This is a genomic window from Brenneria goodwinii (assembly GCF_002291445.1).
Classification (GTDB): Bacteria; Pseudomonadota; Gammaproteobacteria; order Enterobacterales; family Enterobacteriaceae; genus Brenneria; species Brenneria goodwinii.
The window spans coordinates 3652527-3676375 of record NZ_CP014137.1 but is presented as its reverse complement, the minus strand read 5'-3'; the positions used below and the strand labels follow the sequence as shown (position 1 = coordinate 3676375).

Here is a 23849-nt window from a genome sequence, read left to right as displayed (position 1 = left end):
GTTATTTCGGTGTCGTCTATACCCGAACCATTTAATCCCCGGGAATGCTTACTACATAAAATAGCTAATGTTTTTTTGTGTATAATTAAATATTATCTATGCCGTTTTATTGTTTTTCTTGCGCCAAAATTCAGTTTGCTCCTTAATATAGGTATAAATAATATGTTCATACAGTGAGGTAATGAAGTCTTCATTAGCCTGCTGTTTTCTCGCCCAGCGCCTGCGCTCATCAAGCATCGCCGTCACGCGGTCCGGCGCCGCGATACTGGCTTCGTCGGGTTTGAATTGGCTGGCGGCATAAACATACTCCAGACGTTGGAGAAAAAGCGAGAAGATCTGTTTGTCTATCGTATCAATACCTTCCCTTACGTCTTGCAGGTTGCGGCATTCATTAGGGCTCAGCATGATAATGCTCCTTTTTAGTGGCGATTGTTACTATGAAATAAATATATTGATATAAAATGAATTTAGATAACTATTTAATAAATTAATTTGCTTAATTTTATTAATAAATCCGCTCTCTTTTTTATAACCTGCTAATAAATTTGAGTGGATTCTTCCTCATCTTTTTATAATAGCCCATTTTATTTTTTAGCGTATTTTGGCCGCTTTTCTATAAGCCTTTACCCTTGGTCAACGCCGGGCGTGGGCGCCCGGCTTGTATCGGCGTTAGTGATGTTCATCCAGCCATTCGGGGAGATCGTTTAACCCCATGGCCTGACGCACCAGCGTCGGTTTGACGCCGGGGAGGTTGTCCGCCAGCAGCAGACCCACATCGCGCAAGAGCTTTTTGGCCGGATTATTGCCGTCGAACAGTTCACGGAATCCTTGCATACTGGCGAGCATAACGGCGGCGCTGTGTTTACGCTTACGCTCATAACGCCGCAGGTAGAGATGCTGACCGATATCCTTGCCCTGCGACTGCAGGCGTTTCAACTCGGCAATCAATTCCGCCACATCCATAAAACCAAGATTGACGCCCTGACCCGCCAGCGGGTGGATGGTATGGGCGGCATCGCCGATCAGCACCAGACGATGGCCGGCAAAGCTGCGGGCATAACGGCCCATCAATGGGAAAAGTTGCCGTTCGCTTTCCAGTTCACACCGCCCCAGCCGGGTATCGAACGCGACGGCCAACCGCCGGTTAAATTCACCGGCGGGCAATGTCAGCATGGCCTGCGCCTGATTAGGCGGCAGCGACCAGACGATCGAACAGAGGTGCGGATCGCCGAGCGGCAGAAAAGCGAGAATGCCGTCGCCGTGAAAGACCTGGCGCGCAACCGACTGATGCGGCGATTCCGTTCGAATGGTGGCGACCAGCGCATGATGACCGTAATCCCAGAAGGTGAGGGGGATATCGGCATGCTGGCGCAGCCAGGAGTGCGCGCCGTCCGCCCCGACGACCAGCCGTGCGGTTAACATGCCGCCATCCTGCAGGGTGATAAAGGCTTCGTTTTCCCCCCAGGCGACCTGCTTTAACGCGGCAGGCGCCAGCAGGGTAATATCGCTCAGTTGCGAGGCCCGTTGCCACAGAGCCTGTTGTATTACCGGGTTTTCAATAATGTGGCCCAGATGGGCGAAACCGAACTCTTCACCGCTAAAGCTGATTTTGCCGAAGCTGTCTTTATCCCAGACCTGCATCTCATTGTAAGGACTGACGCGCTGCGCCGTCAGGCTTTCCCATACGCCCAGATGGCGGAGCAGACATTCGCTGGCGGCGTTGATGGCCGATACCCGCAGGGCATATTCGGCGTCAGGCGGGCGGGATTCCGTCGGCCGCTGTTCCAATACGGCGATACGCAGGCCGCTGCCCTGTAAGCCGCAGGCCAACGCCAAACCGACCATACCGCCGCCGGCAATAACCACATCGAATGATTGCATATAGGTCTTTCCCTTATTAACGTTCCACCCAGCCTAACGTGCGGCGGGCAAACGTATCGCGCATCAGCGGCAGATTATTCATGGTCATCAAGCCCAGATTGCGGCCAATCTCTAATGCGGTATAGCGGTTGGCGAACAACCTGACCAGGCCGTCGGTGATCGCCACGGTAGCCTGCTGATCGGGCTGACGGCGCTGTTGGTAACGGCTGAGTATCGCATAGCTGCCCGGATCCTGCTGGCTGTTCGCCGCATTGACGATGGTTTCCGCCAGCGACATCACATCGCGCAGCCCCAGATTGAAGCCTTGTCCGGCAATCGGATGCAGCGTCTGGGCCGCATTTCCCACCAGCGCCAGCCGGTGATGGATGTGCCGATCGGCCGTCAGTAAGCGCAAGGGATAACTGCGGCGCTCGCCAATATGGGTAAAGGCGCCCAGACGCCAGCCGAACGCCAGCTGTAGCTGCCGGCGGAATTCGGCCTCGCTCCAGCTATCGACGCGATCCTGTTGATCTTGCGCATGACACCAGACCAGCGCGTTTCGCCCCTTGCTCATCGGCAGCAGCGCCAGCGGCCCGTGCGGCGTAAAGCGCTCGAACGCCCGGCCCTGATGCGGCTGCGATGTGGTGACGTTGGCGATAACGGCGATCTGATCGTAATCCTGCTGCTGCCAGCGGATACCGCAGGATTGCGCCAGGCTGGAAAGAGAACCGTCGGCGGCCACCAGCAACTGCCCCGTCAGTTTCGCGCCGCTATCCAGCGTCAGCGTGGCGTCGTTCTGTGTTCGGGTAACGGAGACCACTTTAGCCGGGCAGTGCAGACGAATGCCGGGCGCTTTTTGCAGCAACGAGAATAGCCGTTGCCCGGCTTCATGCAGTTCAACCACATGACCCAGCGCCGGCACGCAATAGTCCGATGCGCGAAGATTAACAAAACCGGCGTGACCGCGGTCGCTGACATGGATATGGGTTATCGGGGTTGCGCAGCCTGCCAGCGCCTGCCAGATACCAATGTTTTCCAACTGCTGGCTGGTTCCTTCCGACAAGGCGATCGCCCGCGCATCAAATCCCGGATGCCGACGATCGCGCGGCGATTTTGCTTCAATCAGCTCGACCGGCACTTTCCCTTGTGAAAGCGTTGCTATCGCCAGCGCCAGCGTCGCGCCGGCCATGCCGCCGCCGACAATCATTATCGTCATGTTTTATTGTCCCGAATATCCGTCATCTTTCAAGCGGTTGCCCTGAGTTATCCGGCAGTTTGCGCCATCAAGGCTTCAATGGCGTCGGCGTCTTTTACTACGCCCGCCGTCAGATTTTCGTTGCCGTTTTCCGTGATCAGAATGTCATCTTCAATACGAATGCCGATCCCGCGATATTGTTGAGGGACGTTGGCGTCGGGAGCAATATACAAACCGGGTTCTACCGTGACCACCATGCCCGGTTCGAGCGGGCGGCCGCGATCGGTTGAGCCATAGTCGCCGACGTCGTGTACGTCCAGCCCAAGCCAGTGGCCCAGGCCATGCATAAAGAACTGACGATGCGCCTGTTCCGCGATCAACGGCTCCACTTCACCTTTCATGATCCCCAGCTTAATCAGTCCGGCGACCATAATGCGCACCACTTCCTCATTGACTTCACGGATGCTGACGCCTGGCGCAAACATCTCCAATGCCCGGAGCTGGGAGCTCAGTACGATGTCATAGATTGCGCGCTGCGGGGCGGTGAATTTGCCGTTGACCGGGAAAGTCCGGGTGATATCGCCGGCATACCCCTGATATTCGCAGCCCGCGTCGATCAGCACCAAATCGCCGTCGCGCATTTGGGTTTCATTTTCGGTGTAGTGCAGAATACAGCCGTTTTCACCGCTGCCGACGATGGTGTTGTAAGAGGGGTAACGCGCGCCGTGACGGGTGAACTCGTGATGAATTTCCCCTTCGAGCTGATATTCGAACATGCCGGGACGGCAGGTCTGCATCGCCCGTGTGTGCGCCAACGCAGTGATCTCGCCGGCGCGGCGCATGATATCGATTTCCACCGGCGATTTGAATAAGCGCATTTCATGCACCCACGGGCGCCAGTCCGTCAGCGTCGGCGGGGCGATGAAACCCTGACGTGTTCCCATACGCAGCGTTTCCAGCGCAGAGAACACCAGCTTATCGGCATAGACGTATTGCCCTTGCGCGTGATAGACCACATCCAGGCCGTTCAGCAGGACAGATAACTGGGAGTTGATGTCGTCGAAAGGCAGCGCGCGATCGACGCCCAACGCGGCGGGCGCGGCTTCCTGACCAAGACGCCGGCCAAACCAGATTTCGGCCGTCAGGTCGCGAACCCGGTTGAATATTACGCTATGATGATGTTTTTCATCGCTTTTAATCAACAGCAGTACGGCTTCAGGCTCGTTAAACCCGGTGAAATACCAGAAATCGCTGTTTTGCCGATAGGGATAATCGCTGTCGGCGTTGCGCGCGGCTTCGGGGGCCGCAAAAAAAATCGCGGCACTGGCAGGAGCCATTTTCTCCAGCAGTGTCTGACGACGGCGAAGGAATTCTTGTTGATTCATCACCTGCTCCTGAAAATATTCTGTTAATGCAGCGTCGGTTTCTTCTGTTCTGGCGCTATAACCTGTGGATGTGTGAATTCGTTATGACACAGAATGGCGGAAACGCGCACGTATTCGATAACTTCTTCGAGAGATTGCGCCAGCTCTTCCTGATCTTCATCTTCGTCATAGCCAAGTTGAGCGATGTTGCGTAAATCATGAATCGCTTCTTTCAACTCACCCTGAACTTTGTTCAGCCGGGGCTGAACCACGCCTAAACCCAGCAAAAAGTGGTTTACCCAACCGGCCAGCGCATCCGCCCGGTCGAAAACCGTGACGGATTTGTTGTTATCATCCGGCAGGAAAAGCTGAAACATGAAACCATCATCTTCCAGCGTCTCACGCGTGGCCTGATACAGGTGTTGAAGGGGCTGAGACAGCATCTGTGGAAAAGCCATTCCGTCGTTCGTCAGCTCAAGCACCAGCGTTTTCCAACTGTCGTCATGGTTGCCGCCACACAGCATACCGCTGATCAGTCCGTGCATCTCTGCGGCGGTTAGGGCGATCTGCTGCTGGTGCAGCAAATGGTCAATGGCTTCATAGCCTGGAAACGTATTCTCTATAGACATGCGCATTCGTCATCGTTGGCAGGATTAGTTCATGTTATGCTACCACCAAGCTCCGCTGCTATATACCCTTCTTAACTTGAAGTCGCAGCGTTGTTAGCGGCTCTCTCTTACCCGAATCACTTACCAGAGTAGGCGCATCGGGATGCTTCGTTTGCTGTCTGGCCGCAACTCCAATTACTTTGGGTATACCAGAAAGGGCTTGTATCTTATATTTGGGATATATATAGTGACGCCCGCTTTAACCGACCGCTGCCAGGCAGCGCAGGATTTATCCTATGCGGGCGCGAAAATTAAGATAAGGCAGGAAGGTGGTATGTCTGCACAACCAGTAGATATTCAGATTTTTGGCCGTTCGTTAAGAGTCAATTGTCCGCCGGAACAACAGGAAGCGTTGAATCAGGCAGCAGAAGACCTTAACCAGCGGTTGCAAGATCTTAAAGTTCGAACCAGAGTCACCAACACTGAGCAACTGGTGTTTATCGCCGCGCTGAATGTGTGCCATGAATTGGCGCAGGAACGCGGGAAAACGCGTGACTATGCCGCCAATATGGAACAGCGTATCCGTATGCTGCAACAGACCATCGAACAGGCGCTGTTGGAACAAGGCCGCATCACCGATCGTCAGGGCGCCCAGTTTGAGTAACGTCGAGTTTTAATAAAAGCGCAGTGTTCTTACGTGATAAGACGTGATAAGGTTTATAGCGAGTAACGAATAAAATTTCTCTGAGATGTTTGTCAGCGGGCCAGTCCCCTGAGCCGATATTTCAAACCAATAGAATGTAACGCTCCGCAGTTGGTGAGCATGCTCGGCTAGTCCGAGAAGCCTTAAGACCGCGACGTTATGTTCACCTTGAACCAAGGGTTCAAGGGTTACAGCCTGCGGCGGCATCTCGGAGATTCCCTTTCTTTCATTTGTGATCCATCACGGCGATTACCTTTATTTCGTATGCAGCCGATTTCATCATCCCCATCATCGCTTTCTTCAGCCCAGCTTCGGCAGCAAATCCGTCAGGACGTGCGGCAACGGCGGCGTCAGCTCAGCGCGGAACAGCAGGCATTGTTTGCGCGGCAGGCTCTGGCGCAAGTGTCGGCGCATCGAAAAATAGAACAGGCTAAAACTATCGCGGTGTTTTTATCGTTTGATGGCGAGCTGGATACCCAGCCGCTGATTCAGCGGTTCTGGCAACAGGGTAAACAGGTGTATCTGCCGGTTTTACACCCGTTCAGCGCCGGAAATCTGCTGTTCCTGCGCTACGAGCCGGATACCGAACTGGTGGTGAACCGGCTGAAGATTTTAGAGCCTCGCCTCAATGTGCAACAGGTTTTGCCCGTGCAGCAGTTGGATGTGCTGCTGACGCCGCTGGTGGCTTTTGACAGTCAGGGGCAGCGACTGGGAATGGGCGGCGGTTTCTACGACCGCACTCTGCAGCATTGGTCGCAGCGCGGACCCTATCCCATCGGTCTGGCGCACGATTGTCAGCAGGTTGATGCCTTGCCGGTCGAAAGCTGGGATATCCCGCTGCCGGAAATCATTACCCCCTCCCGCTGCTGGCGTTGGTGAATTGATTAGTCCGCCGCCGGTAGGCGAAGGGGTGAAAAGAACCCCGAGACGTTCCCGACGCTGGCGGCATCGGCATCGGCAACGCCCGTCCGGCTTATTTCTTGTATGCGGACAGGCGTAACAAGTCTCTACCGCACGTGCCCTAGCATTTGCTGCACCAGTTCAACGCAGCGCAGAAAACGCGAGTCGTAGTCCGACTCTTCAACATGGACATACGGGATATCATTCTCGGCCAGCATGCTTTTCAACAGATTCTGAAATTCCGACCGCGCAGAGGCGCTGCCCAGGCTGCGCAATCCGTCTGCGACCCACGGGGTGTTGTTTTCCAGCAGAATAACCAGATCGAAACGATACTCGTCAATCAGTGCCTGAACAAATGGGTGCTCGCGCCCTTCATACTTTTTGCAGAATGCCTGCGTAGTGACGAAATCGGTATCGATGAACGCCACCTTATTGGCATATTTTACTGCAAAATCAATGTATTGTGCCTGTCCAAGCGCGATTTTGTCATAGTCGGAATATTGTAGGGCCATCTCATCGCCGCCCAGGTGGGAAAACACATAATCACGGCCGTATTCCCAGGCGCTGGTGGTGTTGAAGATGTTTGCCAGCTTGTTGACCAGCGTGGATTTACCGCTGGATTCGCCGCCGAGGATGGCGACGGTGCGCACAAAGAAGGGTTTGACTTCGGTTGGGATATACTCCCAGTAACGGAAGGGATCGTGGCGGATCTGCGCGCCGCTGATGCTCATAAATGAGCGCTTAGGATCGACCAGTACCGTTTCAATACCCAGATGTTCGCGGTACTGCGGCGCATCCTGCTCTTCACTGGTATAGACAAAATTGGGCTGGATGCCTTTCTCCTGCATAAAGGCCTGAATACCTCTGCTCCATACGTCCCAGCCGTGCGGGTAAGGCTCCATTCCCTGTTCGTTAAAAGCGTGGATGCGAATATTTTTCTGATACTTAAAGGTTTGTAATAGCCAGCGCAGGCGATCGCTGACGGTTGGCTGCTGCGACATCGAACTGTTCTCAAACAACAGGCGATCGCGGGGTTCGTCGTAGCCCAAAATCACGTGCAGTTCGTCAACCTGGCTACAGGCGCGTTGGATCAGATAGATATGCCCGGTGTGCAGCGGATAGAACTTGCCGAATACCACGCCAATCTTTTTTTCATAGCGGGGAAACTCAAGGCCGAGGAAACGGTGCAACGCTTCAAGTTTCTGCGCGCTGGGGCTTTTTATTTTGGCGTTAAGTAACTGGCTGAGGTAACCCTTGGTCATATCCGTCGCATCAGCGACCTGTTGCAGGGTACATCCTTTTTTCCGGATGGCGGATTTCAGATAATCGAATGGTGACATATCCCGACACTCCTGTTTAGCGTACTAAACAAAATACCACAGAGCATCTCGGGCTGCTGGAAAAGTTCGGAATTGGGGGCTGGACGGGCCGTCGCGTTGCGACGTTGAAAATCGCTCCTGACGATTTTTTACTCGTCTCATCCATGAGACTCGCCCTGCGGGCCGTCGCGGTGCGACGTTAAAAATCGTTCCTGACGATTTTTTATAGATCGTCGAGAATATCCAGCGCGTCGGCCAGTTTTTTAACGCCGAAAACCTGCATGTTGAGCGGCGGTTTTTTCGGCATGTTGGCATGAGGTACGATGGCGCGTTTAAAACCATGCTTGGCGGCTTCCGCAATGCGTTCCTGCCCGCTGGGCACCGGGCGGATCTCGCCTGCCAGCCCCACTTCGCCGAAGACCACCAGATCCTGCGGCAACGGGCGATCGCGCAGGCTGGACACCAGAGACAGCAACAGCGCCAGGTCGGCGCTGGTCTCCGTCACCTTGACGCCCCCGACCACGTTGACGAACACATCCTGATCGGACATCTGCAAGCCGCCGTGGCGATGCAGCACGGCCAGCAGGATCGCCAGGCGGTTCTGTTCCAGTCCTACCGCCACCCGGCGCGGATTCGCCATCATTGACTGATCCACCAGCGCCTGAATTTCCACCAGCAGCGGACGCGTGCCTTCCCATACCACCATCACTGAACTGCCGGAGGTGATTTCATCGCCGCGGCTGAGAAAAATGGCGGAAGGATTGCTGATTTCACGCAGACCCTGTTCGGTCATGGCGAATACGCCCAGTTCGTTGACGGCGCCGAAGCGGTTTTTATGGCTGCGCAGGGTGCGGAAACGGGAATCGGCGTCGCCGTCCAAAAGCACGGAGCAGTCGATACAGTGTTCCAGCACTTTCGGGCCAGCCAACGAACCATCTTTGGTGACGTGACCGACCATAATAATGGCGACGCCGCGCGTCTTGGCAAAACGGGTGAGGTAGGCGGCGGTTTCACGCACCTGCGCGACGCTGCCGGGAGATGACTGGATATCGGCAAGGTGCATGACCTGAATAGAGTCAATCACCATCAGCTTCGGCTGTTCCTGCTCGGCGATCAGGCAAATCTGCTCAATGCTGGTTTCGGACAGCATATTCAGATCGTGGGCGGGTAAACCGAGACGGTGCGCCCGCATCGCGACCTGTTGTAACGATTCTTCCCCGGTGACGTACAGGGTTTTCATCTGTGCGGCGAGTTTGCACAGCGTTTGCAGCAGCAGGGTGCTTTTACCGGCGCCAGGGTTGCCGCCGATCAGAATGGCGCTGCCCGGAACCACGCCGCCGCCAAGCACCCGGTCAAATTCCTGGAAACCGGTGGAAAAGCGCGGTAATGCCTCCAGACTGATCTCCGACAGTTTTTGTACCCGGCTGACGCCGGCGCTCTCGCCGGCATAGCCGGTCAGGCGGTCGGATCGGGAGGATGAGGATGCCGCGGCCAGCCGAACTTCGGTAATGGTGTTCCAGGCATGACAGGCGCTGCACTGTCCCTGCCAGCGCGGGTAGTCTGCTCCGCATTCATTACATACAAAGGCGCGTTTGACTGCTTTTGCCACGGATTACCTCGGTTAGATTAGCGTTTCTCGTGTCTCATGCTGCCGCTAAGGATGCACAGCACACCGTTCAGGTCGGCATGGCGAATCGTCACGGCCGACTGTTCGTTGACTTTGGGCTTGGCATGATAGGCAATGCCTAAGCCAGAACTTTTGATCATCAGCAGATCGTTAGCGCCATCGCCGATAGCGACGGTCTGCTCCATGGGGATGTCCAGTTTTTCCGCCAGCTTACGCAGCGTGGCAACTTTGTATTTCGCATCGACGATCGGGCCGACGACTTCGCCGGTCAGTTTACCATCCCGCATGCCCATTTCGTTGGCGACGGCGGCAACCAGCCCCAGTTTATCTTTCAGGTGATCGGCAAAATAGGTGAATCCGCCGGATGCGATGGCCACATGCCAGCCGGCTTCCTGAAGCTGTGCGACCATATTGGTCAGCCCCGGCATCAGCGGCAGGTTTTTGCGTACTTTACGCAAGATATTCGCATCCGCGCCTTTTAAGGTTCCCACCCGCTGACGCAGACTGGCGGAAAAATCCAGCTCGCCGCGCATTGCGCGTTCGGTCACCTCGGCCACCAGATCGCCGGTACCTGCCAGTTTGGCGATTTCATCAATACATTCAATCTGAATCGCCGTGGAGTCCATATCCATCACCAGCAAACCTGGCGAGCGCAGCGTGGGGGTGTTGCTCATGGGCGCAACATCCATGTCCATCTCATGCGCCAGCTTTGTCGCTTTCGGCGTCAATGTGCCCGCCAGCCGCACTACCTGATAGTCGCCCACATTCCACGCGCTGACAATGACCATCGCCACGCCCAGGCGACGCTGGTAACGGGAAAGCAAATTCTTATCGAGTACGTTGCCGTACAACACCCAGCCGGTGTCGCCGGCGCGGTAATCGAGCGGCATAACTTCATTACCGCTCAATGATAGCGGCAGTCCGGGCCAACAGTTAATCTCATCCGGGAGATCACGATAGGTCAGACTATTCGACATGGGCAGTTCCTCTACTGGCGGTAATAACATGGTTGGGCACGGCACGTTCGGCGCGTGCGTTCGTCGCCGCAAACATATCGGTCGGAAAACAGGGCAACAAGCTATCCTATCGTCGGCGCTTCTGGCAACATAAAGTATCCAAATTGCGTAAGGATAATCATGGTTCGGGCCCGGGTAAAATTCCGCCTACATCGCACAGCCATTGTGCTGATTTGCTTAGCTCTGCTGGTAATTTTGATGCAGGGCGCTTCCTATTTCAGTCTGAGTCACCAGATGGCGCGTTCTGAACAGGTTGAAGATATCGCGCGTACGCTGACCAGGCAGGTTGCGTTCAGTCTCTCTCCGCTGATGGAAAGCGCTGATGATAACAGCCAGAAAATCAATAATATCCTCAAGCAGCTCACCGAACACAGCCGTATTTTGGATGCCGGTATTTATCAGCAGGATGGTTCGCTGGTGGCGCGCGCCGGCGAGCAGGTTCAGCTCCGCGATCGGCTGGCGTTGGACGGTAATCGGGTCGGCAGCTATTTTAACCAACAATTGGTGCAATCGATTGAGGGGAAAGACGGGCCGATAGGCTTCCTGCGCGTCACGCTTGATACGCATGTGCTGGCGACAGAAGCCAAACAGGTGGATAACACCACCAATATTCTGCGTTTAATGATCCTGCTGTCGCTGGCCATCGGCATCATTCTGACGCGTACGCTGTTGCAGAACCGGCGCACTCGCTGGCAACAATCTCCTTACCTGCTGACCGCCAGCACCCCGCTAAAAGAAGATGACGGCGATGAGACGGGAAACGACGCCGCCGTTGATAGCGATGCGAAAGAGCAAGAGAAAAGCTAGGCCAAGAGAGTACGACTTTTGTTATCCCTGTTTTGCGGCAATCATAAACAGGCGTGGAAACGCCAGCAAACACCGTCCGTCCCGACGTGCCGGGTACGCGAGCTGCAACTGCGACAGATAAGCCTGCAAGAATGATGATTGCTCTTCTTCATTTAACGGCGCAAGGAACGGCCGTAGCCCGGTTGCTCGTAACCAGTCGACAATCGCCTGGGCATCCGGCATAACGTGGTAATAGGTGGTGCGCCATATATCGACGTCGCAACCTTGCGCCGTCAGCAGGTCGTAATACTGCTCGGTCGTGAGCAGCCTCTGCCGGACCTGGTCTGTATCCCCCAGTTTGTCGCGCCAACTTTGCGCATTGGCGACCTCACGCATTAAACGATGGCTTGGCTGGTCGAGGTTATCGGGCATCTGGATCGCCAGTACGCCATCGGGCGCCAACTGCCGTACCAGGTGGGGAATTAGCCGCTCATGATCCCGAACCCACTGCAGAGAAGCATTGGCGTAGATGATGTCCTGCCGCGCTTCCGCTCTCCAGGCGGCGATATCCGCCCGTTGGAAATGGCAGCCGGGTAAATGTTCCCGCGCTTTTGCCAGCATGGCCTCCGAGGTATCGATACCGGTAATCTGCGCCTGCGGCCAGGCCTGACGCAACAACGCGGTGCTGTTGCCGGGCCCACAGCCGAGATCGCTGATCTTGTCCGCCCGAGGGTGCGCAATACGGGATATCAGCTCAAGGGCGGGGCGGGTTCGTTCATTTTCGAAACGCAGATAGAGTGGGGGATTCCAGTCGTTCATCTCTTTCTCCATGGCAACGGATCGGCGGGAGGCTTTCAGCATAGAGGGTTGCGCGCGCTTTTCCACCACTTCTCAGTCATCGATTGTGTATAGCCGTTAAATCAGGGAAAATAGCCGCCATTATTCGTGATGCCGATCGGTATTACGGTTTACTCGCTACTATTTGCGCTTTGCCTGACGCTGACATCACAGTGATTTGATGTCGGCGCCGGGTGGCTAACAGAAGAAACCTGAAAATCATGTCTCCTAGTGAATACGCCCGCGAAGTCTCGAAAAGAAGAACTTTCGCCATTATTTCCCACCCCGATGCCGGTAAAACAACCATTACTGAAAAAGTATTACTGTTCGGGCAGGCGATCCAGACAGCCGGTACGGTAAAAGGCCGCGGGTCGAATCAACATGCAAAATCCGACTGGATGGAGATGGAAAAACAGCGTGGCATCTCCATCACCACGTCCGTGATGCAGTTTCCCTATCATGATTGTCTGATAAACCTGCTGGACACCCCGGGGCACGAAGACTTCTCTGAGGATACTTACCGCACGCTGACCGCCGTGGATTGCTGTCTGATGGTGATTGATGCGGCGAAGGGGGTCGAAGATCGTACCCGCAAGCTGATGGACGTTACCCGCCTGCGCGATACGCCGATCCTGACTTTCATGAACAAACTTGACCGTGACATCCGCGATCCGATGGAGTTGCTGGATGAAGTGGAAAACGAACTGAACATCGCCTGTGCGCCGATCACCTGGCCAATTGGCTGCGGCAAGTTGTTCAAAGGCGTTTATCACCTTTATAAGGATGAAACCTATCTTTACCAGACGGGGAAGGGCCATACGATCCAGGAAGTGCGTATCGTAAAAGGGCTGAATAATCCGGATCTGGATGCCGCGATTGGCGAAGAGCTGGCGATGCAGTTACGTGAAGAGCTGGAACTGGTGCAAGGGGCGTCGCATGAGTTTGAGCTGGAAGCCTTTCTGTCGGGCGATCTGACGCCGGTCTTTTTTGGTACGGCGCTGGGTAACTTTGGCGTCGACCATATGCTGGACGGTCTGGTTGCCTGGGCGCCAACGCCGATGCCGCGTAAAACCGATACCCGCGAGGTGGCGGCGGCTGAAGAAAAATTCACCGGTTTTGTGTTTAAAATTCAGGCCAACATGGATCCGAAACACCGTGACCGCGTGGCTTTTATGCGCGTGGTGTCCGGTAAATATGAGAAAGGGATGAAACTGCGTCAGGTGCGTACCGGCAAAGACGTGGTGATTTCCGATGCCCTGACGTTCATGGCGGGCGACCGTTCCCATGTCGAAGAGGCCTATCCCGGCGATATCATCGGCTTGCATAACCACGGAACCATTCAGATCGGGGATACCTTTACCCAGGGTGAAGAGATGAAATTCACCGGCATTCCTAACTTTGCGCCGGAACTGTTCCGCCGCATCCGCCTGCGCGACCCGTTGAAGCAGAAACAATTGCTTAAAGGGTTGGTGCAGCTATCTGAAGAGGGCGCGGTACAGGTATTCCGCCCGTTGACCAATAACGATCTGATCGTCGGCGCCGTGGGGGTGTTGCAGTTTGATGTGGTGGTCGCCCGTCTGAAGACCGAATACAACGTGGAAGCCGTCTATGAATCCGTCAATGTCTCCACCGCCCGCTGGGTTGAAGGCAACGACGTGAAAAAATTCGAGGACTTCAAACGCAAGAACGAACAGCATCTGGCGTTGGATGGCGGCGATAACCTGGCCTATATCGCCCCGACGATGGTCAATTTGAATCTGACGCGGGAACGTTACCCGGACGTCGCGTTTCATCAAACACGCGAACATTAATTAATCCTATTTTTGAGTTTGATGATAACCCCACCCCGACCCTTCGCAGGGGCTGTCTCTTAGTCACAAATGTAGGGGCTATGAGGGGGGTTGCCGTTATCCGGCGTAAAAAATTATGCTGAGGAGATAGCAGGCTTAGGATGAGCCGCATGGACGCGGCGAAAGCTTGCGCCACGTATGGAACGTGTCGCAAGCGGTCCGTTAAAAGCCTGATACCGACGAAGGTATCGCGCAGCGACATAATTTAGCCGCAAGCCGGGGTTCACAGGGGGCTGGCGTTTGGGCCCCCTGTGTCGGGCGCGTGCTGCGAGACAGCATGAAAATGGCGACATTGTGGCGCACGAAACTGCCTCTGTGTCCGCATAAAAATGTCACTAGAGATAGTCCTGACTAGGGGCGGCCGGGAGGGGCATTAATGGCGATGTTTCGAACTTTGTCGACAGTCTCATTTTTTTATAGAAAAGATAAACACCCGGCGCAGTCATGAGAAAACCGTGGCTTTGCCGGGTGTTTATCTTTATTTGTTTTTATTTATCAGGTTGTTATTACTGATTTGAAAATATGTTCTACCTGCAGCACAGATCACAGACAAATCTGAATTACCACCAGTTGCCTCTCTTTTCTTTTTATCTTCCTATGATTTTCGACTCAGTGGTCTATAGTTAACAACGTGTTAATTATTTTAGTTTGTTTAACTGTTAACGCAATTACGGGTAGTTCATTGTATTGTTGTTTTGCTGATTTTAAAGATAGTTAACTGATTTATATGATGTTAACGAACGAATACATTGAGTAAAAATGCGGCGATGTTAGCGATAATCACCGGCATTTGATTCGTAATCACCTGCGTTAATTCGCCCGGCATGAGTTATTCGCCGGGCATATAAAAATAGAAAAGGAAGAAATCGATGACAAAGACCAAACTGACTCAATCTCTGATCGCGGTTGTCCTGGGTTCCGTTCTGGCTGGCGGTAACGCTCTGGCCGAAGATACGCTGGGGCAAAAAGCACAACGCATCGCAGATACCACGGGTGAGAAAGTCGATAGCTCCGTTAATACCGCCTCAGGCTACATGAGCGATAGCGCGACCACGGCAAGGGTGAAAAGCGCGCTGTTGGAAGATAAATCCATTGAGAGCGGCGATATCTCAGTCGTCACCACGAGCGGGGTTGTGACCCTGAGCGGGTTCGTCGCTAGTCAGGACGTGGCAACTCACGCGGTGCAGGTAGCGAGTAAAGCCGAAGGTGTGACCTCAGTCAGCGACAAACTGCAGGTCAAAGGCACTACCACGCAGTCAGTCGGCTCTTATGCCGATGACACCATGGTGACCAGCTCGATTAAGGCGAAATTGCTGGCGGATGACATCGTCCCTTCACGTAAGGTGAAAGTAGAAACACATGAGGGGATCGTACAACTGAGCGGTGAAGTCGATAATCAGGCGCAGTCCGCGCGTGCTGAAAGCGTCGCCAAAAAAGTTAGCGGTGTGAAAAGCGTTAAAAACGATCTGACAATCAAGTCATAACATGAAGTAATCACAGGGTTGTTCCCTTGGGTGAACAACCCAACCCCCACGCCTGAAAAATGCGCTATCTGCACCGGAATACGCAGTTGGATGTATTTTCCCGGCATCAGGAAACCATCACGATTTTTAAATTCTGGTAGGAGAGCATATGTTTCGTTGGGGAATCATCTTCTTAGTCATCGCGCTAATCGCCGCTGTACTGGGTTTTGGCGGCTTGGCCGGCGCAGCGACAGGGGCGGCTAAAATCGTTTTTGTCGTGGGTGTCATTCTGTTCCTGGTGAGTTTGTTTGCCGGTCGTAAACGGCTTTAGATAAACTTATAAATCAAAGATAAGGAATGATGGACAGCGATGCCATTTGGCTGTCATATTTAACCAGCACACTGTAATTATACCTTTCATCTTTCAAGTTGCAGCGTTGTTGGCTTATTAAGGATTTGGCTCTTCCCCCCGGTCTCGCGCCGGTCGCTTTGCGGACTAGCGTCGGGGGATGAGTTTAGTTGCTGATTGGCTGCACCTTGAAATCTATTGGGTATATCGGGAGCGGGAGGTGTGTGATGAATAGCGATATCGTTGTCGGCAAATGGAAACAGTGGAAAGGGAATTTCTGGGCAATGTGGGCCGAATGGTTTGACAGTGACTGCGCATGGCTGGAAGGGAACAATGGCTATTTGTCCGGCGTGTTGCAGGAAGACTACGGCAAAGAGTACGAAAAGTCCTCTTCAGAGAAAACGGTCTTACACTGAGACTAAAAATTGACAATGTGCGTTTCTGCTGCCTGTTTGCGGGCATCAGCGGAGTAGGTTTCTTTTACCGGTCAAGATGATGTCCACTGAAAACGGGCTGACCGGGGGCATTGTTACCCGGCATACATTTATTGATACGCACTGCCATTTTGATTTCCCGCCGCTCAGCGAGAACGTATCGGGAAGTCTGCACTTGGCTGCAACGGCTGGAGTTGAACGTATTGTTGTTCCGGCGGTTGAATCCCGCTACTTTGATCGCGTGCTCGCGTTAGCGCATAACCATCCTTCCCTTTATGCCGCCCTTGGGCTACATCCGCTCTATATTTCCCGCCATCGCGACGCCGACCTGGAACTGCTGCAAGCTAGCCTGTGTCAACACTCGGCAAAGCTGGTGGCCGTGGGAGAAATCGGGCTGGATTTCTACATGCAAACGCCGCAGTTAGCGCGGCAATGCGCACTGCTTGAAGCGCAGCTTAAGCTGGCCAAGCAGCACGATCTTCCTGTCATTCTGCATTCACGCCGTAGCCATGATCGACTTGCGCAGCTATTGCGCCGAGCCGATGTGCCGCGCACGGGCGTGATCCACGGATTCGCCGGAAGCCTGGAACAGGCACAGGCTTTTATTCGGCTGGGTTATTACATTGGCGTTGGCGGTACCATTACCTATCCTCGGGCGAATAAGACGCGCCAGGCGATCGCCCGCTTACCTCTCGACCATCTGCTGCTGGAAACGGATGCGCCAGATATGCCGGTCTGCGGCTATCAGGGGGAACCTAACCGTCCTGAGCGGATAGCGCTGGTTTTTCAGTCTCTTTGCCAGTTGCGATCTGAATCTGCCGCCGATATCGCTGATGCGTTATATCGCAATACTCTGCGCCTGTTCGAATTGTCGCCGTCGAGTGAAACATTTCCATAACTTATTGAGCGCGCATATGCGGTTTTCTTGGCCGTTTTGGCGTATGTAAACGGCCACAGACATATAAAATCGCGATGGTAAAAATGTGATATATGTCACTGTTGCGTGTTTTCAGTTGTTTGACGTTGTATATATTTGTGACATAAGTTGGCTCCTGCCGAGAAACTGCCTTTATAATCGGCTCGCTCGATCTCACCGGCCTCTGACTTTTTTCCGGGGGGATTGGCCCCTGTTTTTATAACAATGAGTTGTTATGAAAATGATTTCATTGCTAATTATCTCGTGCTAGAGGGAACGTCACATGCAACTCATCATGAGTCTCATCGGCATGGCTGCACTCGTCTTGTTTGCCGTCCTGCTTTCCAGCAACCGTAAAGCCATCAAGCTGCGTACGGTACTGGGCGCTTTTCTCATCCAGATCGGCATCGGCGCACTGGTGTTATATGTTCCGTTAGGTCGCAGGGTGTTGGGGGGAATGACGGAAGGGGTGGCTAACGTCATTTCCTATGGTAATCAAGGCGTCTCTTTTATGTTCGGCGGCCTGGTTTCCGACAAAATGTTTGAAGTATTTGGCGGCGGAGGCTTTGTTTTCGCGCTTCGCGTACTGCCGATTATCGTGTTCTTCTCATCACTGATCGCCGTGCTCTATTACATGGGCGTTATGCAATGGGTGATTCGTTTGCTGGGCGGCGGCTTGCAAAAGATATTAGGGACGTCGCGCACGGAATCGTTGTCCGCTACGGCGAATATTTTCGTGGGGCAGACGGAAGCGCCGCTGGTGGTTCGGCCCTATATCGCCAACATGACGCAGTCGGAGCTGTTTGCCGTGATGTGCGGCGGTCTGGCTTCCATCGCCGGTTCCGTCATGGCCGGTTATTCGCAGATGGGCGTACCGCTGGAATACCTGATCGCGGCTTCCTTTATGGCGGCGCCTGGCGGGCTGCTGTTTGCCAAGCTGATGATTCCCGAAACGGAACAGACCCACGATCGTCAGGAAATAGCCGGATTTGTCGATGAAAACGATCGGCCTGCCAATGTTATTGATGCGGCGGCGAGCGGTGCCGCTTCCGGGATGCAACTGGCGCTGAACGTGGGGGCGATGCTGCTGGCATTTATCGCGCTGATTGCACTGCTTAACGGTATCCTCGGCGGCGTGGGCGGTTGGTTCAACTATCCGCAACTGTCGATGGAGTTGATTTTAGGCTGGCTCTTCTCACCCGTGGCGTTTTTGATTGGCGTTCCTTGGGATGAGGCGACGATTGCCGGATCGTTTATTGGTCAAAAGCTGATTGTCAATGAGTTTGTCGCCTATATGAATTTTAGCGAATATCTGAAAGCCGACGATGTGGTCGCCTCTGCGGGTTTACCGATATTGTCCGATCATACCAAAGCGATCGTTTCATTCGCACTCTGTGGATTTGCCAACCTGTCATCGATAGCTATTCTTATTGGAGGACTGGGTAGTATGGCGCCGAATCGGCGTCAGGATATAGCCAGGTTCGGTTTGAAAGCGGTAACGGCGGGAACCCTGTCCAACCTGATGAGCGCCAGCATCGCCGGCTTCTTTTTGGCGCTGTAATGGTTCTCAAGAGTGGTAATGGGCGGGAGACGCCCATTATTCATTGAAGGTTGAGGAGCTGGATTGCCTTATATTAATCCTTCAAGAGTAAAGTGACATGCTTGCTGCTTTTATTGATGAAGTTGAATGGATAACGTTTCCACAGACTAAGGATGGCGTCATTTATCCTGGTTTTAGCGCCCGCAGCCATTTCCATTTGGCCGCCTATTCTGACAGGTTGTTTACCGAGGCCGAGATTCCATTCAATGATTCGCTTGAGCGCTCCGTGCCGAAGCGTCGGGCTGAGTTTTTGGCTGGCCGCTGTCTGGCCAAACAGGTGTTGAGCCGGCTTGGGTATGAGGGCTTCGTCCTCAACTGCGCGGAGGATCGCTCTCCGCGATGGCCTGAAAATGTGTCCGGTTCCCTGAGCCATAGCGCCAATAGCGTATTGTGCGCCGCACATATCCACAATAACAACGCGCCGGCCTGCGTAGGCGTAGACATTGAGGATTTTATGTCTGCCAAACGCGCTGAATCTCTCTGGCCCGGCCTGGTAGACGAAGAGGAATACCACTGGCTTCACGCTCAGAATGATGAGTTTCGTTGTTTACTGACGTTAAATTTTTCCGCCAAAGAAAGCCTGTTCAAGGCGCTGTATCCCCGGATTAAACGCTATTTCGATTTCCTTGATGCAAGGATGGTTACGTTGGATAGCGCCAAGCAGTGCTTTGAGCTGGAGTTGCTGAGTAATTTGACGCCGGAGTTTTGCGCCGGGCGCCGTTTCCAAGGCAGTTATCTGAAAAGAGCCGACGATATTACAACCTTCCTCTGTTGCTGAGTTGGGCCGGTTAATGGCGACCCGCACGCGCCGCCGCGCTTACCAGACCAACCACTCCCCGCCGTCGTCGGGAATGGCGGAGAGCCGGTTAAGCGGCGATGGCTGCTGGCAGTAAACTCGGCGCTGTTTTTTGGCGATAAGGCGGCCATCGCTTTACCAAGGCTATCGCCGATCGGAAATGGTTGTTAACGATCGGTGTGGTCCAGGCCCCTGTTACACCAGCGCGGAAACCCACCACACGCGCCCGATGACGGCCAGCTCACCGTTGATGATCTGCTCTTTAGTTACGATTTCGTCTTCGTATAGCGGGTTATAAGAGCGCACGATGATACTGCCGTCAGGGCGCTTGATCAGCGCCTTTACGCGTTGCAACTCCCCCATGCGAATGGCATACATTTTGCCGTCGCGGATCTGCCTGTCGGACAGGTTGACGGCGACCTTGTCGCCGTCCGATAGCTTGGGCTCCATACTATCGCCCATTACGGTAACCACGCGGGTATCCTCTACCCGGATACCAAGCCGTCTTAACGTATGTGTACGGAAGGGGAGCGCATACACTTCATCTTCATCGATATCATATGCTCCCCCTCCGGCTGATAGCCTGACGCCTAACAATGGAACCTCCACAAATTCGTCATCATCCTTATCGAGACTTTCCCACTCGGTGACATGCAGGCGGGATGCCTTGAAATTACTGCTTTCCGGCTTCGGGTGACCCATGCCATTGAGTAACCAGTCCAGTGAATAACCGGTTTTCTCATTGATGGCCTGGGCGGATTCACGACTCAGCGTGCCGCGTTTCAACCAGTTGTTCACGGTTTGAGGTGATGTGCCCACAATTTCAGCTAAATCCTTTTGTTTCATTCCCTCTTCGCGCATCAGATAGCGCAGGCGTTCGGTTAGCTCTGTCATTTGCACCAACTTAAGAAATAAACATGGTGTGGATTTTATTCATTGTATTGTTGATCTACGTTGTCTATAGTCTGCCTTAAGGATGATAAAATCAACAAAAAAATGACTGGATTATCGCCCGGGCGCGCAGCGGCGCACCTGGGCAGGATGGCCGTTCAGCGCGGCTGTTCGACATGATTTAACCGTTAGATTTAAAGGAAAGACTCTATGGAACGTAAGCCGACAATACGTCCGTTGCGAGTGAGGCCCGGCTATCCGAGCCGGCCACAAACAGACATATTCCCCCTTTGGCCGCTATGGCGGGAAGAGAATAGGCATCGTCTGAATGCCTTAGTGCTGCGGGCATCTGGTCCCAGTGTATCAACACGGTACAGAGCGCTTGAACAGTATGGCGTTTCAGCTTGTTATGCGGAGGTTTTACGATGAAGATTGAACACGCGCTTAGCCTATGCGGCCCCAAATCAGCCTCGTCCATGTTTGCGTGTCGGGATGTTTCACCTTCGTATGTTTATCGGCCGCAAAGCAGCAACAGACCGAGCGGCCAGGTTAAAAAAGGCAGCACGTCTGCACGTGGTTCGCGGGACAGCTATGGCGAGATTTTGTTGGCTCTGGGGGTTGTTCAATCGCATGAAGCGCTGGGGCTTAGCCTCATTCTGACCAAACACAACAAAGATCCTGATGAAAGAAGCAAAGCGATAGAGGGGATTGCCCGTCTTGCCATGAAACAGGCGCCAAAGCTGGTGGGGAAGGCCGCAGGCCGGCAGATGGCGCATTGCATCGTATTGATGGCGAAAATGGCGGTGGAAGAGTACAGCCGGACAGCGGACGATCCGCAGAACCGTTGCCGGTGCAAAGGCCGGGGGAGAGTGACCGATCTGGATGCTTCCCGCGCCGCGGGTAAAACGGTAGAGAAGGTGTGTCCCCGCTGCGGCGGATCCGGAATGAAACCCATCAAGTCGGCTAGCGTATATAAAGTGATTAAAACCGTGGTGCCTGATTTAACGCAGCGCACATGGTCACGGAATTGGAAAGTATTTTATGATTCTCTTATTGCCCAGTGTTATCAAGAATCTGCGGCCGCAGAAAAATTATTTTCCATGGTTACATCACCGCAACAATAAAGTCCCGAAAAATAAAATCCACTTTTTTTTAATTAAGGCTTGCACTCTTGTCCAAAATTGGCTAAATTAATTCCCATGATGGAGATGTACTGATTAACCCATCGCAAAACAAAACGAATTATAAAGCCTGCATTCAGCAGGCTTTTTTTATTTTAGCCCCGGATAAAACCGGGGCTTTTTTATGTCTTATTTTTGACTGGCGGCTTTTATAAGAAAATTCTTATCGGCTTGATCAATTTTTCAGAAGGGTAAATATGCAAATCAATATCTTCAGTTGGGCGGGTATTTATGAATTAATACATGCCTGGTGGCGCGGCGATGTCCCTACCGGAGGGGTGCTGCTATCTATTTTTATCGCGATACTCCGTGTTGCCTATACCGGCGGCGGCTGGCAGCGCATGCTGCTGGAAGGCGCGCTGTGCGGGGCGTTGACGCTGACGGCGGTTTCGTCGCTGGAGTATTTCTCACTGCCTAAAACGTTAACGCCGGCGCTGGGTGGGATGATTGGCTTCATCGGCGTTGAGCATATTCGTCGCGGGATATTGAGATTTCTAAATGACCGTTTTGAAAACGAGAAAAAAAACAAGAAATAAACTCATCAGGTAATGGTGCTACTTGATGAGTTATTTTCTTATTGCGATGTTTTATCTGTTTTTATAAAGGAGGTGTAAGAAATTGTTTATCTGATGAAACCTGTATGAAATAGAGTCGTTTTTTTGTTGAATTCCATAATGAATCTTTTCCGTTATATTAACGGAAAGGCGTTTCTGCGCCTGTCATTATGTAAAAACCATCCGTTATAAAGCAAGCAGTGACCAGGAGATTAAGTTTAATGTTCTGGGCTGCTTTTATTTTTTTATAAAGAGAGAAATATTATGAATACATTTAATCAAAATAAAAATGCGTTTAATAAAAATAAAAAGTCTTCCCTGAAAAGCACGAAGCCGTATAAACCCTCTATTTGGTCGCGGGCCGATGCGCTGAAAGTCACGGAAGACGATCCGACCACCACCCAACCGCTGGTCAGCGGCGATTTCCCGGTAATGAGCGATGAAGTGTTCATCTGGGATACCATGCCGCTGCGCGATCTTGATGGCAACATCGCCTCGGTTAACGGCTGGTCGGTTATCTTCACGTTGACGGCTTCCCGCAACCCAACCGATCCGCAGTACCAGGATGAAAACGGGAATTACGATATCGCCAGCGACTGGAACGACCGTCACGGTCGGGCGAAAATGTACTTCTGGTACTCGCGCACCGGTAAGGACTGGATTATGGGCGGCCGCGTGATGGCCGACGGCGTATCGCCGACGACGCGTGAATGGGCGGGTACGCCGATTCTGCTGAACGACAGCGGTGAAATCGATCTGTATTACACCGCGGTGACGCCCGGCGCAACGATCGTAAAAGTGCGCGGTCGCGTGGTGACCACGGAAAATGCGGTGGAAATGGTCGGCTTCAATAAGGTTAAAAGCCTGTTTGAAGCGGATGGGAAAATGTATCAGACCGAAAGCCAGAACCCTTACTGGGGCTTCCGCGATCCTTGCCCGTTCCGCGATCCGAAAAGCCACAAGCTGTATATGCTGTTTGAAGGCAACGTTGCCGGTGAACGCGGTTCCCATGTGGTCGGCCCTGATGAGATTGGGGATGTGCCTCCGGGCTATGAAGATGTCGGCAATTCCCGTTACCAGACCGGTTGCGTCGGTATCGCGGTATGTCGGGATGAAGATGGCGATGATTGGGAAATGCTGCCGCCGCTGATTACCGCCGTCGGCGTTAACGATCAGACGGAGCGTCCGCACTTTGTTTTCCAGGATGGAAAATACTACCTGTTCACCATCAGCCACAAATACACCTATGGCGACGGTCTGACCGGGCCTGACGGCGTGTACGGTTTTGTCAGTGAAGATCTGTTCGGGCCTTATGTGCCGCTGAATGGTTCTGGTTTGGTGCTGGGCAACCCCTCTTACCAGCCTTTCCAGACCTACTCACACTACGTTATGCCTAACGGGCTGGTGACATCCTTCATCGATTCCGTACCAACGGGTGATGATGACGATGATGATAGCTACCGTATCGGCGGCACCGAAGCCCCGACGGTACAGATCAAGCTGAAAGGCGCGCAGACTTTCGTGGTTGAAGAGTTTGACTATGGTTATATTCCCCCAATGATTGACGTTGAGGTGCAATAACCTTTCCCGGAGCCACTGC

Annotated in this window: 23 protein-coding genes and 1 other RNA gene; 14 read left to right on the top strand and 10 right to left on the bottom strand. The window is 53.3% G+C overall.

What is annotated here, in order from left to right; translation table 11 throughout:
- Positions 1 to 96: 96 nt before the first annotated feature.
- The 5 genes from ACN28R_RS16350 to ACN28R_RS16330 all read right to left on the bottom strand — a co-directional run bounded on the left by ACN28R_RS16350 (position 97) and on the right by ACN28R_RS16330 (position 5048).
- Positions 97 to 405, bottom strand: coding sequence for an isochorismate lyase (locus tag ACN28R_RS16350; protein WP_048636391.1), 309 nt, complete (start codon positions 403 to 405; stop codon positions 97 to 99).
- A gap of 264 nt (positions 406 to 669) precedes the next feature.
- Positions 670 to 1881 carry an FAD-dependent 2-octaprenylphenol hydroxylase gene (gene ubiI, locus ACN28R_RS16345; protein WP_095834954.1) on the bottom strand — a complete coding sequence of 404 codons (1212 nt, stop codon included), beginning with the start codon at positions 1879 to 1881 and terminating at the stop codon, positions 670 to 672.
- A 16-nt stretch (positions 1882 to 1897) separates the two neighbouring features.
- On the bottom strand, positions 1898 to 3076 hold the full coding sequence (gene ubiH / locus ACN28R_RS16340; RefSeq protein WP_095834953.1) for a 2-octaprenyl-6-methoxyphenyl hydroxylase: 1179 nt from the start codon (positions 3074 to 3076) through the stop codon (positions 1898 to 1900).
- Between the two features lie 47 nt (positions 3077 to 3123).
- Positions 3124 to 4440 carry a Xaa-Pro aminopeptidase gene (pepP, locus tag ACN28R_RS16335; RefSeq protein ID WP_095834952.1) on the bottom strand — a complete coding sequence of 439 codons (1317 nt, stop codon included), beginning with the start codon at positions 4438 to 4440 and terminating at the stop codon, positions 3124 to 3126.
- A gap of 23 nt (positions 4441 to 4463) precedes the next feature.
- The gene (locus ACN28R_RS16330; RefSeq protein ID WP_048639682.1) at positions 4464 to 5048 is read right to left on the bottom strand and encodes a YecA/YgfB family protein; all 585 of its coding nucleotides are present in this window, start codon (positions 5046 to 5048) and stop codon (positions 4464 to 4466) included.
- 313 nt (positions 5049 to 5361) lie between these two features.
- Here ACN28R_RS16330 and zapA point away from each other — a divergent pair, with 313 nt between their 5' ends.
- From zapA to ACN28R_RS16315, 3 genes are all read left to right on the top strand, one after another.
- Positions 5362 to 5691 (top strand): cell division protein ZapA, encoded by a 330-nt coding sequence (zapA, locus tag ACN28R_RS16325; RefSeq protein ID WP_048639681.1) that lies wholly within the window; start codon positions 5362 to 5364, stop codon positions 5689 to 5691.
- A 74-nt stretch (positions 5692 to 5765) separates the two neighbouring features.
- A non-coding RNA gene (gene ssrS / locus ACN28R_RS16320) (6S RNA) lies at positions 5766 to 5949 on the top strand.
- A gap of 45 nt (positions 5950 to 5994) precedes the next feature.
- Positions 5995 to 6609 (top strand): 5-formyltetrahydrofolate cyclo-ligase, encoded by a 615-nt coding sequence (locus ACN28R_RS16315; RefSeq protein WP_095834951.1) that lies wholly within the window; start codon positions 5995 to 5997, stop codon positions 6607 to 6609.
- Between the two features lie 128 nt (positions 6610 to 6737).
- Here ACN28R_RS16315 and nadR read toward each other — a convergent pair whose 3' ends face one another.
- The 3 genes from nadR to serB all read right to left on the bottom strand — a co-directional run bounded on the left by nadR (position 6738) and on the right by serB (position 10553).
- A complete protein-coding gene (gene nadR, locus ACN28R_RS16310) occupies positions 6738 to 7970 on the bottom strand; it encodes a multifunctional transcriptional regulator/nicotinamide-nucleotide adenylyltransferase/ribosylnicotinamide kinase NadR (RefSeq protein WP_048636386.1) in 1233 nt (410 codons plus the stop codon).
- A gap of 202 nt (positions 7971 to 8172) precedes the next feature.
- Positions 8173 to 9558 (bottom strand): DNA repair protein RadA, encoded by a 1386-nt coding sequence (radA, locus tag ACN28R_RS16305; protein ID WP_048636385.1) that lies wholly within the window; start codon positions 9556 to 9558, stop codon positions 8173 to 8175.
- A gap of 17 nt (positions 9559 to 9575) precedes the next feature.
- Positions 9576 to 10553, bottom strand: a complete 978-nt coding sequence (gene serB, locus ACN28R_RS16300; RefSeq protein ID WP_048636384.1) for a phosphoserine phosphatase — start codon at positions 10551 to 10553, stop codon at positions 9576 to 9578.
- 159 nt (positions 10554 to 10712) lie between these two features.
- Between serB and ACN28R_RS16295 the strand changes: the two genes are divergently transcribed.
- Complete coding sequence (locus tag ACN28R_RS16295) at positions 10713 to 11399, top strand: YtjB family periplasmic protein (RefSeq protein ID WP_095834950.1); 687 nt, start codon at positions 10713 to 10715, stop codon at positions 11397 to 11399.
- A 21-nt stretch (positions 11400 to 11420) separates the two neighbouring features.
- Here the strand turns inward: ACN28R_RS16295 and tam are convergent, their stop codons facing one another.
- Complete coding sequence (tam, locus tag ACN28R_RS16290; protein ID WP_095835830.1) at positions 11421 to 12197, bottom strand: trans-aconitate 2-methyltransferase; 777 nt, start codon at positions 12195 to 12197, stop codon at positions 11421 to 11423.
- 239 nt (positions 12198 to 12436) lie between these two features.
- On the opposite strand from tam, the gene prfC reads away from it, so the two are divergent.
- The 7 genes from prfC (at position 12437) to ACN28R_RS16255 (ending at position 19605) form a co-directional block, all read left to right on the top strand.
- A complete protein-coding gene (gene prfC / locus ACN28R_RS16285; RefSeq protein WP_095834949.1) occupies positions 12437 to 14026 on the top strand; it encodes a peptide chain release factor 3 in 1590 nt (529 codons plus the stop codon).
- A gap of 908 nt (positions 14027 to 14934) precedes the next feature.
- Complete coding sequence (gene osmY / locus ACN28R_RS16280) at positions 14935 to 15549, top strand: molecular chaperone OsmY (protein WP_048636381.1); 615 nt, start codon at positions 14935 to 14937, stop codon at positions 15547 to 15549.
- Positions 15550 to 15697: 148 nt separating this feature from the next.
- The gene (locus tag ACN28R_RS16275) at positions 15698 to 15859 is read left to right on the top strand and encodes a DUF1328 domain-containing protein (protein ID WP_072065811.1); all 162 of its coding nucleotides are present in this window, start codon (positions 15698 to 15700) and stop codon (positions 15857 to 15859) included.
- A gap of 245 nt (positions 15860 to 16104) precedes the next feature.
- Complete coding sequence (locus ACN28R_RS16270; RefSeq protein WP_048636380.1) at positions 16105 to 16293, top strand: CsbD family protein; 189 nt, start codon at positions 16105 to 16107, stop codon at positions 16291 to 16293.
- Between the two features lie 79 nt (positions 16294 to 16372).
- Positions 16373 to 17209, top strand: coding sequence for a TatD family hydrolase (locus ACN28R_RS16265; protein ID WP_095835829.1), 837 nt, complete (start codon positions 16373 to 16375; stop codon positions 17207 to 17209).
- 301 nt (positions 17210 to 17510) lie between these two features.
- Positions 17511 to 18788: a NupC/NupG family nucleoside CNT transporter gene (locus tag ACN28R_RS16260; protein WP_048636379.1), complete on the top strand. Its 1278-nt coding sequence runs from the start codon at positions 17511 to 17513 to the stop codon at positions 18786 to 18788.
- 97 nt (positions 18789 to 18885) lie between these two features.
- On the top strand, positions 18886 to 19605 hold the full coding sequence (locus ACN28R_RS16255; protein WP_048636378.1) for a 4'-phosphopantetheinyl transferase family protein: 720 nt from the start codon (positions 18886 to 18888) through the stop codon (positions 19603 to 19605).
- Between the two features lie 213 nt (positions 19606 to 19818).
- Here ACN28R_RS16255 and ACN28R_RS16250 read toward each other — a convergent pair whose 3' ends face one another.
- A complete protein-coding gene (locus ACN28R_RS16250; RefSeq protein ID WP_072065928.1) occupies positions 19819 to 20517 on the bottom strand; it encodes a LexA family transcriptional regulator in 699 nt (232 codons plus the stop codon).
- Positions 20518 to 20939: 422 nt separating this feature from the next.
- Here ACN28R_RS16250 and ACN28R_RS16245 point away from each other — a divergent pair, with 422 nt between their 5' ends.
- From ACN28R_RS16245 to ACN28R_RS16235, 3 genes are all read left to right on the top strand, one after another.
- Entirely contained in the window at positions 20940 to 21638 is a 699-nt protein-coding gene (locus ACN28R_RS16245) for an antitermination protein Q (RefSeq protein ID WP_048636376.1), read from the top strand.
- A 254-nt stretch (positions 21639 to 21892) separates the two neighbouring features.
- Positions 21893 to 22231, top strand: a complete 339-nt coding sequence (locus ACN28R_RS16240; RefSeq protein WP_048636375.1) for a phage holin, lambda family — start codon at positions 21893 to 21895, stop codon at positions 22229 to 22231.
- Positions 22232 to 22513: 282 nt separating this feature from the next.
- Positions 22514 to 23830 (top strand): glycoside hydrolase family 68 protein, encoded by a 1317-nt coding sequence (locus tag ACN28R_RS16235; RefSeq protein WP_236840150.1) that lies wholly within the window; start codon positions 22514 to 22516, stop codon positions 23828 to 23830.
- The last annotated feature ends 19 nt before the right edge of the window (positions 23831 to 23849 follow it).